Source organism: Streptomyces minutiscleroticus (assembly GCF_014650875.1).
In the GTDB taxonomy this organism is placed as follows: Bacteria; Actinomycetota; Actinomycetes; order Streptomycetales; family Streptomycetaceae; genus Streptomyces; species Streptomyces minutiscleroticus.
The window spans coordinates 166,746-178,829 of sequence record NZ_BMVU01000009.1 but is presented as its reverse complement, the minus strand read 5'-3'; the positions used below and the strand labels follow the sequence as shown (position 1 = coordinate 178,829).

9 protein-coding genes are annotated in these 12,084 nt (G+C 73.6%); 3 read left to right on the top strand and 6 right to left on the bottom strand.

All coding sequences use genetic code 11. The annotated features are described in order from the left end of the window. Together IE271_RS13235 and IE271_RS13230 are read left to right on the top strand one after the other, a co-directional pair. A partial coding sequence (locus IE271_RS13235; RefSeq protein ID WP_444546143.1) for an elongation factor 1-alpha C-terminal domain-related protein occupies positions 1–855 on the top strand: 855 nt, incomplete at its 5' end. 395 nt (positions 856–1,250) lie between these two features. Next, entirely contained in the window at positions 1,251–1,700 is a 450-nt protein-coding gene (locus IE271_RS13230) for an ATP-binding protein (RefSeq protein ID WP_190190456.1), read from the top strand. Here the strand turns inward: IE271_RS13230 and IE271_RS13225 are convergent. The 6 genes from IE271_RS13225 to IE271_RS13200 all read right to left on the bottom strand — a co-directional run bounded on the left by IE271_RS13225 (position 1,666) and on the right by IE271_RS13200 (position 11,560). Continuing rightward, entirely contained in the window at positions 1,666–3,186 is a 1,521-nt protein-coding gene (locus IE271_RS13225) for an amino acid permease (protein WP_190190455.1), read from the bottom strand. The genes IE271_RS13230 and IE271_RS13225 overlap by 35 nt on opposite strands. Positions 3,187–3,374: 188 nt before the next feature. Continuing rightward, entirely contained in the window at positions 3,375–4,382 is a 1,008-nt protein-coding gene (gene argF, locus IE271_RS13220) for an ornithine carbamoyltransferase (protein WP_190190454.1), read from the bottom strand. 76 nt (positions 4,383–4,458) lie between these two features. After that, positions 4,459–5,682, bottom strand: a complete 1,224-nt coding sequence (locus IE271_RS13215) for an arginine deiminase (RefSeq protein WP_190190453.1) — start codon at positions 5,680–5,682, stop codon at positions 4,459–4,461. 396 nt (positions 5,683–6,078) lie between these two features. Beyond that, a complete protein-coding gene (locus IE271_RS13210) occupies positions 6,079–8,787 on the bottom strand; it encodes a polynucleotide kinase-phosphatase (RefSeq protein WP_229919302.1) in 2,709 nt (902 codons plus the stop codon). Beyond that, positions 8,784–10,319 carry a 3' terminal RNA ribose 2'-O-methyltransferase Hen1 gene (locus tag IE271_RS13205; protein WP_190190452.1) on the bottom strand — a complete coding sequence of 512 codons (1,536 nt, stop codon included), beginning with the start codon at positions 10,317–10,319 and terminating at the stop codon, positions 8,784–8,786. The genes IE271_RS13210 and IE271_RS13205 overlap by 4 nt, the downstream gene beginning before the upstream one ends. Positions 10,320–10,636: 317 nt before the next feature. Next, positions 10,637–11,560 carry an LLM class F420-dependent oxidoreductase gene (locus tag IE271_RS13200; RefSeq protein ID WP_190190451.1) on the bottom strand — a complete coding sequence of 308 codons (924 nt, stop codon included), beginning with the start codon at positions 11,558–11,560 and terminating at the stop codon, positions 10,637–10,639. 289 nt (positions 11,561–11,849) lie between these two features. Here IE271_RS13200 and IE271_RS13195 point away from each other — a divergent pair, with 289 nt between their 5' ends. Continuing rightward, positions 11,850–12,017 (top strand): hypothetical protein, encoded by a 168-nt coding sequence (locus IE271_RS13195; protein WP_190190450.1) that lies wholly within the window; start codon positions 11,850–11,852, stop codon positions 12,015–12,017. Positions 12,018–12,084 lie beyond the last annotated feature (67 nt).

Here is a 12,084-nt window from a genome sequence, read left to right as displayed (position 1 = left end):
ACCCGCAACCCGCTGCAGACCCTGCCCCTGACCGAGACCATCCAGCACGAGAGGTTCGACGCGGTCTTCGGCGGCGGCCGCCGCGACGAGGAGAAGGAGTTCGAGCGGATCGCCGAGGACTTCGCGGGCCACGCCGCCGAGCTGGGCCTGCCCGGCTTCATCCCCGTCCCGGTGCCCGCCCTCACCGGCGACAACGTGGTGGAGCGCTCCGCACGCACGGAGTGGTACGAGGGCCCGACGCTCCTGGAGCACCTGGAGACCGTCCCGGTCGGCGGCACGACGGCCGCCGAGCCCGCCCGTCTCCCCGTCCAGTACGTGATCCGCCACGACGAGCGGCGGTACTACGCCGGCCGGCTGGTCTCCGGCTCGCTGCGGACCGGCGACCGGGTGACGGTGCACCCGTCCGGCGAGACCTCGACGATCACCGCCATCGACGTCCTGGGCGAGGCGGTGGAGACGGCGTACGCGCCGCAGTCGCTGACGCTGCGCCTGGCGGACCAGCGCGACGTGGCGCGCGGCGACATGATCACCGCGGGCACGGAGGCGCCGACGCTGACGCGTCAGGTGCGCGCGAACGTCTGCCACCTGGCCGACCGCCCGCTGCGGGTCGGCGACCGGGTGCTCGTCCGGCACACGACCCGGACCGTGAAGGAGATCGTGGACGACCTGACGGGAGCAGCCGAGCTGACCGTGAACGACCTCGGCCGGATCACCCTGCGCACCGCCGAGCCGCTGGCGCTCGACGACTACGCGCTCTCGCGGAGCACGGGCGCGTTCCTGCTGATCGACCCGGCGGACGGGGCGACGCTCACGGCGGGCATGGCCGACCTCGGCGGTCCCGGCCCGGCGGCCTGAGAACCGGCGGCGACCGCCCGCCCTTCCGGCGCCCCCTGCCTCGGATGCGCCTCCGCGACGGCCTGCTCTGTCGATATGCCGACAGAGCAGGCCGTCGTCGTGCGCGGCGGAGGCGACGACGCCGACACCGGCACCGGCACCGGCACCGGCACCGGCAGACGAACCCATCAGCCACCTGTGGCCACCGTCACGGACGTGTCATGGAGCGGGGGCCGCGCCGTGACGGAGTCACCGGTTCCCGACGGGACCGTAACGACGGGCACACTCCGGGCGAGTCGCGCCGTTCCCCGGGTAAGCCGCCTCCCACCAGGACCGACGTCCCGGGCGGCGCCCGCCGAACGCCTCTACCGGACGACGCCGTACCATTTCTTAATTGAAAGCAGGATCACCTGCTGATGAACGGACCGACCTTGCACGAGCCTCCCTCCGCCCCCGCCTCCTGGCGCGTCGCGCTGCCGCACACCTCCGCGGCCGTGCCGGTCGCCCGCGCCCTGGTGCGTTCGGCCCTGGCGGAGCTGGAGCACTCGGCCGACTGCGACACCGCGGAGCTGCTCACGGCGGAGCTGGTCGCCAACGCGGTGGAGCACACCGCGGCCGACGGTCCGATAGAACTGGTCGTGGAGCTGCTGCCGACCGGCTGCCGGGTCGAGGTGCACGACCCGGACCCCGAGCCGCCCGCCGACCTCACGGTCCCCGAGTCCCCGGAGCCGGTCGACCCCTGGCAGGAGCACGGACGCGGCCTGCTGCTGATCCGCGCCCTCAGCTCCTCCTGCGGCCACCGCCCCACCGCGTCCGGCAAGGCGGTCTGGTTCAGGCTCGCCGCTCTGCCTCCGCGGTACGCGTAGCCGCCTCCCCGGCCCCGGCGTCCGGAACGGCCCCGGCGTCCGGACCGGCGTCGCCCCCGGCGGGACCGCCCTTCGGGCCGCGCGTGTCCGCCGTCGCCGCGAACCGCGAGTTCCGGCGTCCGTAGACCTCGTAGACCAGCCAGCCCACCAGCAGGAACACCCCGAACTGGAGCCAGGCCGCCGGACCCGTCTCGTACATCAGGTAGAGGCAGAAGGCGATGCCGAGCAGCGGGACGGCCGGGTAGAGCGGGACGCGGAAGGTGCGGGGCAGGCCGGGGTCGCGGCGGCGCAGGGCGATCACCGCGACGTTGACGACGGCCATGGTGGCCAGCGTGCCGATGGTGGTCAGGTCGACCACGGCGTCCAGCGAGGAGAAGGCCGCGGGGACGGCGAAGACGGCCGCGACGATCAGGGTGTTCGAGACCGGGGTCGCCGTCTTCGGGGAGACCCGCTCGAAGACCCGCGGGACGAGGCCGTCGCGCGACATCGACATCAGGATGCGGGTCTGGCCGTACATCACCGCGACGACCACCGAGACGATGGCGACGACCGCGCCGAAGGCGATGACCGCGCCGCCGGCGGAGGAGCCGGTGACCTGGTTCACCACGTAGGACAGCGCGGCGGGGCGGCCGCCGACCTCGTCGCCGCCGATGGCGCCGATCGCGGCGAGGGCCACGGCGCAGTACAGCAGGGTGACCAGGCCGATGCAGATGAGGATGGCGACGGGGATGTCCCGGCGCGGGTTCCTGGCCTCCTCGCCCGCGGTGGTGATCGCGTCGAAGCCGATGTACGAGAAGAAGGCGGCGGTGGTGCCCGCGCCGATGCCGCCGAGGCCGGCGGGCGAGAAGGGGGTGAGGTTGCCGTCCTCGAAGGCGCTGAAGCCGATGGCGCAGAACAGCAGCAGGATCGCGATCTTGAGGACGGCCATGGCCGCGGTCGCCCGCGCGCTCTCCCGCACGCCGCGCACCAGCAGCAGCGCGGCGAGCAGGATGACGACGACGGCGGGCAGGTTGATCACGCCGCCCTCGCCGGGCGCGGCGCTGAGCGCGGCGGGCAGCTCGTGCCCGAGGACGCTGCCGAGCAGCTCGTTGAGGTACTGGCTCCAGCCGACCGCGACGGCCGACATCGACACGCCGTACTCCAGGAGCAGGCACCAGCCGACGAGGAAGGCCGCGCGCTCGCCGAGGCTCGCGTAGGCGAAGGAGTACGAGGAGCCGGAGACGGGGATGGCGCCGCCCAGCTCCGCGAAGGCGAAGGCGGTCAGCACGCAGGTGATCGCGGCGAGCACGAAGGAGACGACGACGGCCGGTCCCGCGTGGCCGACGGAGTCGGACAGGCCGACGAAGATGCCGGTGCCGACGATCGCGCCGACGCCGAAGCAGACGAGCTGGAACAGGCCCAGGGTGCGCCTGAGCCCGTGGCCTTCGAGATCCGCGCCGGATTCGGCGACGAGCAGGCGGGGGGACTTGATCCGGAGGCCGGACATGGGGGGTTCTCGTTTCTGGTGGTGCGGTCGCGGCCGGGTGGGCCGCGGGCCGGGTCCGGAGAGGGGTGGTTCCGGACCGGGCGGTCGTACGGGGTGGTCCTGTGCGCGTGCGGGTCGCGTACGGGGGGCCCGGTCCCCAGTGTGCGGCAGATCGCCGCGCACCGGGACGGGCCGGGGCCCGGGGCCGGTCAGGCCAGGGTCGCGACCAGGACCGCCTTGATCGTGTGCAGACGGTTCTCGGCCTCGTCGAAGACCACCGAGTGCGCCGACTCGAAGACCTCGTCGGTGACCTCCAGGGACTCCAGGCCGTGCCGCTCGTGGATCTCGCGGCCGACCTCGGTGCCCAGGTCGTGGAAGGCGGGCAGGCAGTGCAGGAACTTCACGTCCGGGTTGCCGGTGGCGCGCAGCACGTCCATCGTGACGGCGTACGGGCCCAGCGCGGCGATGCGCTCGTCCCAGACCTCCTTGGGCTCGCCCATGGAGACCCAGACGTCGGTGGCGACGAAGTCGGCGCCCGCGACGCCCTCGGCGACGTCCTCCGTCAGCGTGACGCGGGCCCCGCTCCTCTCGGCCAGCGCGCGGGCCCGCTCGACGACCGCCTCGGCCGGCCAGTACGCCCTCGGCGCCACGATGCGCACGTCCATGCCCAGCAGCGCGCCGGTGACCAGGTAGGAGTTGCCCATGTTGAAGCGGGCGTCGCCGAGGTAGGCGAAGGAGATCCCGCCGAGCGGCTTGTCGCTGTGCTCGGTCATGGTGAGCACGTCGGCGAGCATCTGGGTGGGGTGCCAGTCGTCGGTGAGGCCGTTGTAGACGGGCACGCCCGCGTACGCGGCCAGCTCCTCCACGCCCGCCTGGCTGTCCCCGCGGTACTCGATCGCGTCGAACATCCGGCCGAGCACGCGGGCGGTGTCCTTCACGGACTCCTTGTGACCGATCTGCGAGCCGGACGGGTCGAGGTAGGTCGTCGAGGCGCCCTGGTCGGCCGCCGCCACCTCGAACGCGCAGCGCGTGCGCGTCGAGGTCTTCTCGAAGATCAGCGCGATGTTGCGGCCGCGCAGGTACTGCTCTTCCGTCCCGCCCTTCTTGGCCGCCTTGAGCTCGGCGGCCAGCTCGACCAGACCGCGGAACTCGTCCTCGGTGAAGTCCAGCTCCTTGAGGAAGTGGCGCCCGGCGAGGGCGTGGGGGACAGTCGCCATGAGGGGCGCTCCAGCTGATGCGGCGGACAGGACTCTGAAATTCTATACGACGGTAAACATTTTTATACGGAGGCCGTCACGCGGGGCCCCGCTCGACCGGGCAGCTCATGCAGCGCGGGCCGCCCCGGCCCCGGCCGAGCTCGCTGCCCGGGATCTCGATCACCTCGATGCCGCGCTTGCGCAGATGGGTGTTGGTCGTGGCGTTGCGCTCGTAGGCGATGACGACGCCCGGCTCGACGGCGAGCACGTTGCAGCCGTCGTCCCACTGCTCGCGCTCGGCGGCGTGCACGTCCTGGGTGGCGGTCAGCACGCGGATCTCGTTGAGGCCGAGGGCCGCGGCGATCGCGCGGTGCATGTGCTCCGGCGGGTGGTCGGTGACCTTGAGCTCCTTCTCGCCGACGCCCGGCTCGATGGTGTACGAGCGGAGCATGCCGAGGCCCGCGTACTGCGTGAAGGTGTCGCCGTCGACCATGGTCATCACGGTGTCCAGGTGCATGAACGCCCGCCGCTTCGGCATGTCGAGCGCCACGATGGTGCGCGCCGAGCCGGCCGCGAAGAGCTTGTGGGCGAGCATCTCCACGGCCTGCGGGGTGGTGCGCTCGCTCATCCCGATGAGCACGGCGCCGTTGCCGATGACCAGCACGTCCCCGCCCTCGATGGTGGACGGGTAGTCGGCCAGCCCCTCCGACCACAGGCGGAAGGACTCGTCCCGGAACAGCGGGTGGTGCCGGTAGATCGCCTCGAAGTGCACGGTCTCGCGCTGCCGCGCCGGCCAGCGCATGGCGTTGATGGAGACGCCGTCGTAGATCCAGGCGGAGGTGTCCCGGGTGAAGAGGTGGTTGGGCAGCGGGCCCAGCAGGAAGTCGTCCAGTTCCATGACGTGGAAGCGCACGGACGTCGGCTCCGGGTGGGCGTCCAGGAACTCCCGCTTGGTGATGCCCCCGACCAGCAGCTCCGCCAGCTCCCCGGCCGGCAGCGGCTCGAAGGCCGCCCGGAGGTGGTCGGTGGCGAGCGGGCCGTACTCCTTCTCGTCGAAGACCCGGTCCAGGACCAGCGTCCTGGCCTCGGGGATCTCCAGGGTCTCGGTGAGCAGGTCGCCGAAGAGGTGCACGACGACGCCGCGGTCGCGCAGCACGTCCGCGAACCCGTCGTGCTCCGCGCGTGCCCGGCGCACCCACAGCACGTCGTCGAAGAGCAGGGCGTCCTTGTTGCTGGGGGTGAGCCTCTTGAGCTCGATGTCCGGCCGGTGCAGGATGACGCGGCGCAGCCGCCCGGTCTCGGAGTCGACGTGGAATCCCATGCCTTTCATCCTGACCGCAGGAACGGTGGTTCACCCACCGATCGCCGGGCGGGACGGGAGGGGTCCGTCACAGCGGAAGGGGCCGGTCAGCCGTGGTGCAGGGACGAGACCGCCGCGCCACGAGGGGTGGACCCGAGGGCCGGCGGAGAGCCGGGGCGGCTGCGTCCGCCACGCCGGGGCGGGACCCGTCCACCGCGAAGGGCGGAGCCGAGGCACGGCGGTGGGTCGGCGCGGTTCCGTCCGCCGCGCCGGGGGGGACCCGTCCACCGCGGGGGAGACGGGACCCGCAGGAGAGGGCGGCAGGAGCGGCCGAGGGGCGGAGCAGGGACGGAACGGGGGCGGAGCAGGGGCGGAGTCCCGGGGTCTTCCCCGGGACTCCGCGTCGCGGACCCGCTCTCACAGGCGCGGGTCCACCGGCTCCGACTCCAGTGCCAGGACCCCGAACACCGCCTCGTGCACCCGCCACAGCGGCTCGCCGTCCGCCAGGCGGTCCAGGGCCTCCAGGCCCAGCGCGTACTCCCGGACCGCGAGCGACCGCTTGTGGTTCAGGAAGCGGTGGCGCAGCCGCTCCAGGTTCTCCGGGCGGGTGTACTCCGGGCCGTAGACGATCCGCAGGTACTCGCGTCCGCGGCACTTGACGCCCGGCTGCACGAGCCGTCCCTGCGGCCCGCGCACCACGGCCCCGGCCGGCTTGACGACCATGCCCTCGCCGCCGCGCCCGGTCATCTCCAGCCACCAGTCGGTCCCGGCCCGTACGGACTCGGGATCGCCCGTCTCCACGAACAGCCGCCGCGTGGTCTGCAGCAGTCCCGAGCCGTCGTGCTCGACCATGCGGTCGATCAGCGCGAGCTGCTCGTCGTGCGGCAGCGCGGCGAGGCTGCGGCCCTGGGCGGCGAGGATCTGGAAGGGCGCGAGGCGCACGCCCTCCAGCCCGTCCGTCGGCCAGCAGTAGCGCCGGTAGGCGTCCGTGAACGCCGCCGCGTCGGCGGCCCGCCCCCGCTGCCGGGACAGCAGGCCGTCCACGTCGACGCCCCGGGCCGCCGCGGCGTCGAGCGCGGCCAGCGCGCCCGGGAGGACCGCCCCGGCCGCGGCGCCCACCGCCGCGTACTGCGTGCGCAGCAGTCCGGACGCCTTCAGCGACCACGGCATCAGCTCGGCGTCGAGCAGCAGCCAGTCCGTGGCCAGCTCCTCCCAGAGCCCGGCCGCGCCGGCGGCGTCCCGCACCCGCCCGAGGACCTCCTCGGTGACGGCCGCGTCGTCGAAGAAGGGCCGGCCGGTGCGGGTGTAGAGCGAGCCGGTCGGGCCGTCCACGCCGAACCTGTCCCGTGCCGCCGCCGCGTCCCGGCACACCAGCGCCACGGCCCGCGAGCCCATGTGCTTCTCCTCGCACACGACCCGTTCGACCCCGTCCTCGGCGTACTGGGCGAACGCCTCGGCCGGGTGCTCCAGGTACCCCTCGACGCGCGAGGTCGGCGTCGGCGCCATCGTCGGCGGCAGGTACGGCATCAGCCGCGGGTCGACGGCGAAGCGGCTCATCACCTCCAGGGCCGCGGCCGCGTTCTCCTCGCGGACCGCCACCCGGCCCGCGTGGCGGGTCTCCACGGTCCGGCGGCCGTGCACGTCCGCCAGATCCAGCGGCCGGCCGTCGTGCCCGCCGGGCGCCTCGGTGCGCAGCGGCCTGACCGGCTCGTACCAGACCCGCTCGGCCGGTACGTCGACCAGCTCGCGCTCCGGCCAGCGCAGCGCGGTGAGCTTCCCGCCGAAGACGGCGCCGGTGTCCAGGCAGATGGTGTTGTTCAGCCAGGTGGCCTGCAAGACCGGCGTGTGGCCGTAGACGACCGCGGCCCGGCCCCGGTAGTCCTCCGCCCACGGGTAGCGCACCGGCAGCCCGAACTCGTCCGTCTCCCCGGTGGTCTCGCCGTACAGCGCGTGCGAGCGCACCCGACCCGACGTGCGGCCGTGGTACTTCTCGGGCAGTCCGGCGTGGCAGACGACGAGCCGCCCGCCGTCCAGCACGTAGTGGCTGACGAGCCCGTCGATGAACGTCCGCACCCGCTGCCGGAACTCCTCGCTCTCCCCCTCCATCTGCGCGACCGTCTCGGCGAGGCCGTGCGTGAGCTGGACCCTGCGGCCCTTGAGGTGGCGGCCGTACTTGTTCTCGTGGTTGCCCGGCACGCACAGCGCGGTGCCCGCCTCCACCATCGACATCACCCGGCGCAGCACGCCCGGCGAGTCCGGGCCGCGGTCGACAAGGTCGCCGACGAACACGGCCGTACGCCCCTCGGGGTGCACGCCGTCGACGTAGCCGAGCCTGCCGAGCAGCGCCTCCAGCTCGGCGGAGCAGCCGTGGACGTCGCCGACGATGTCGAACGGGCCGGTGAGGTGCCTGAGGTCGTTGAACCGCTTCTCGGTGCTGGTCCGCGCGTTCTCCACCTCCGCCACGCCCCTGAGGACGTGCACCTTGCGGAAGCCCTCGCGCTCCAGGTGACGCAGGGAGCGGCGCAGTTCGCGGGTGTGGCGCTGGATGACGCGGCGCGGCATGCCGGCCCGGTCGGCGCGGGCCGCGTTGCGCCGCGCGCACACCTCCTCGGGCACGTCCAGCACGATGGCGATGGGCAGCACGTCGTGCTTCCTCGCCAGTTCGATCAGCTGCCGGCGGCTGTCCTGCTGCACGCTCGTGGCGTCGACGACGGTGCGCCGGCCGGCCGCGAGCCGCTTGCCCGCGATGTAGTGCAGGACGTCGAAGGCGTCCCCGCTGGCGCTCTGGTCGTTCTCGTCGTCGGCGACGAGCCCGCGGCAGAAGTCGCTGGAGATCACCTCGGTGGGCTTGAAGTGACGGCGCGCGAAGGTGGACTTGCCCGAACCGGACGCCCCGATCAGCACCACGAGGGACAGGTCGGTGACGGGCAGGACGCGCCCGGCGGCCGCGTCCTGCGCTGCCGTCCCGTTCGCGGCCGCGCCCTCGGCGGGGGTGACGTGCGCGTCCTCGGCGGAGGTATCGTGCGCGGCCGCGTCCTCGGCGGGGACGTCATGCGTGGCCGCATTCTCGGCGGGGACGTCATGCGCGGCGCCGTCACGCGCGGCGGTACCGGTCTCGTCGGTCATGCGGCCTTCTCCTCCTTCGCGGCCGGGGCGTCCGGGTGCGGGGTGTTCGGGTCCGGGTCGGGGGTGTCCGGGCCCGGGGCGGTGGGGCCGGGGGCGGCGTCCAGGGTGAAGACGGCCATCTGGGTCGGCGGGCCGACCTCGGGGTCGTCGGGACCGACGGGGACGAACCGCACGCCGTACCCGTGCCGTCCGGCCACCGCCGCCGCCCAGGCGCGGAACTCCTCCCGCGTCCACTCGAAGCGGTGGTCGCCGTGCCGGACGTGCCCGGCGGGCAGCGACTCCCAGCGGACGTTGTACTCGACGTTCGGCGTGGTCACGAGCACGGTGCGGGGACGCGCCGAGCCGAAGACCGCGTACTCGAGCGCGGGCAGCCGCGGCGGGTCGAGGTGCTCCACGACCTCGCTGAGCACGGCGGCGTCGTACCCCTTGAGCCGGCTGTCGGTGTAGGCGAGCGACCCCTGGAACAGCCGGACACGGCTCGACTGCCGCTCGCCCATGCGCTCCAGGCGCAGCCGGCGCGCGGCGACGGTGAGCGCGCGCATCGACACGTCGACACCGACGACCTCGGTGAACCGCCGGTCCTTCAGCAGCTCCTGCACCAACTGGCCCTGACCGCAGCCGAGGTCGAGCACCCGGCCCGCGCCCGCCTCGCGCAGCGCCGCGACGATCGCCTCCCGCCGCCGCACCGCGAGCGGCACCGGGCTCTCCTCGGTGTCCGTCCGCTCGTCCACGGCGTTGTCGATCTCCTCGACCGTGCTGTCGTCGGCCTCGGCGAGCCGTACGAGCTCCAGGCGCTCCATGGCCCGCCGGGTCAGCGACCAGCGGCGGGACAGATAGCGGCTGGTGATCAGCTTCTGCTCGGGGTGCCCGGGCAGCCAGCCGTCACCGGCCCGCAGCAGCTTGTCGACCTCGTCGGAGGAGACCCAGTAGTGCTTGGCGTCGTCGAGCACCGGCAGCAGCACGTACAGGTGGCGCAGCGCCTCGGCGAGCCGCCGCTCCCCCTCCAGCACCAGGCCCACGTACCGGGACGCGCCCCACTCGGGGAACTCCGCGTCCAGCGCGACCTCCTGGACGTCCGCCGTCCAGCCCAGCGGCTCGAAGAGCCGGCGGACCAGCTCGGGGCCGCCGCGCGCGGGCAGCGCGGGCACCTCGATCCGCAGCGGCAGCGGCTGCTCCGCACGCTCCGGCCTGGCCGCGCACTGCCCCTTCATCGCGCTGGAGAAGACGTTGCTCAGCGCGACCGCGAGGAGCGAGGAGGCGGCGTACGGCCGGTCGTTGACGTACTGCGCGAGCGCCGCGTCGGGGGCGCCGCCGCGGCCCCTGCCCTTGCCGCGCCGGACCAGTGCCACCGTGTCGACCTCCAGCAGCAGCGCCGCCGTGCAGCGCTCGGCGCCCGCCTCGGGGTAGAAGACGTGCGCCGTGCCGTGCGACGTGGAGAACGCCTGCGCCCGATCGGGGTGCTTGTGCAGCAGGAAGCCGAGATCGGTGGCGGGGCGCTCAGGTGTACCGGTGGTACTGATCGTCAGGAACACGCGTCCGAGTATGGCCGCGTCCACCACCCCGCCACCAGCGGTTTTACCGGCAACGGAACGGCGGCGCGGGCCCGGTCCGACACGGCCGCCCGGTACCGCGCCCCGGCCGCGGGCCGCACGGCCGGCCCGCGTGCGACGGGGCGCGGCAACGGCCGTGCGGCCGGGGACGCGGTCCAGGCCGCGACACCGGGTGGTCCTGGCCGCGACGCCGGGGGACTTCCGGGCACAACGCCGAGGCGCCGGGGCGATTCCGGCTGCGACGCCGGAACGGTCCCGGGTCCGGCGCCGGCACGGTTCCGGACTCGGTGTCCGGCGGCTCAGGTGAGCTGCGACTGCACCTGGGAGGAGATCAGCTCCAGGTGGTCCAGGTCGTCGAGGTCGAGGATCTGGAAGTAGACGCGCCGGCAGCCGATCTCGGCGTACCGGCCGATCTTGTCGACGACCTCGGCGGGCGAACCGGCCAGGCCGTTGGCCTTCAGCTCCTCGACCTCGCGGCCGATCACGGCGGCCCGGCGGGCCACCTCGGCGTCGTCCTTGCCGACACAGGCCACGAGCGCGTTGGAGTACACCAGGTCGTCGCCCTTGCGGCCCGCCTCCTCGGCGGCGGCCCGCACCCGCGCGAACTGTCGCTCGCTGTCCTCGATCGACGCGAACGGGATGTTGAACTCGTCGGCGTACTGGGCCGCGAGACGCGGCGTACGGGTCGCCCCGTGGCCGCCGATGAGCACGGGCACCTTCGCCTGCGCGGGCTTGGGGAGTGCGGGCGAGTCGGTGAGCTGGTAGTGCGTGCCCTCGTAGGTGAAGGTCTGCCCCACCTCGGTCGCCCAGAGGCCGGTGACGATCGCGAGCTGCTCCTCCAGGCGCGCGAACTTCTCCTTCGGGAAGGGGATGCCGTACGCCTTGTGCTCCTCCTCGAACCAGCCGGCGCCCAGGCCCAGTTCGACGCGCCCGCCCGACATCTGGTCGACCTGCGCGACCTGGATGGCGAGCACACCGGGCAGCCGGAACGTGCCGGCGGTCATCAGCGTGCCCAGCCGGATGCGCTTGGTCTCACGGGCGAGGCCGGCGAGCGTGATCCAGGCGTCGGTGGGGCCCGGCAGCCCGTCCACGGAACCCATCTTCAGGTAGTGGTCGGAACGGAAGAAAGCGTCGAAGCCGAGGTCCTCGGTGGCCTTGGCCACGGTGAGGAGGGTGTCGTAGGTCGCCCCCTGCTGGGGCTCGGTGAAGATGCGAAGATCCATACCCCCATCCTGCACTCCCGTGCGCCGGCCGCCCTCGGCGGTCCTCCGGTGTCCCGGCCCCGGCCGGGTGAAATCCCGGTGACCGCCGACGCCCCCGGCCGTTCGGCCCTCCGCCCCTCCGTCGGGTGAAAACACGTCCTCCGCACGGCTGGGCGAGCCCATCCCGGTGACCGACCGGAAGAGTGATCGTTGGCTCGGGCGGGGCCGGACCGTCCGGCGCCCGCGCCGGCCGTCGCCCGGCGCGTCCCCGCTTCTCCCCTCCGGGGAGGGCACAGGCCGAGGAGGCCCGATGACCCAGGAAGCCGCACCCTCTGCGCAGCCGAAAAGTCTGCTGGAGCAGATGGAGGAGCTGATGGCGGCACTCGACGCGGACCTCACCCGGCTCGACGCCGACCTCCGCAGCCAGCCGGCCACAGCCCCGGAAGCGGAACCGGAACCGGACCGGACGGCCGACTAGTGCCCGCTCCGGAGAAGGGACGCCCGCCTCGGACCGGCGACGACCGCGACGGCACCGGCCGCGGCGG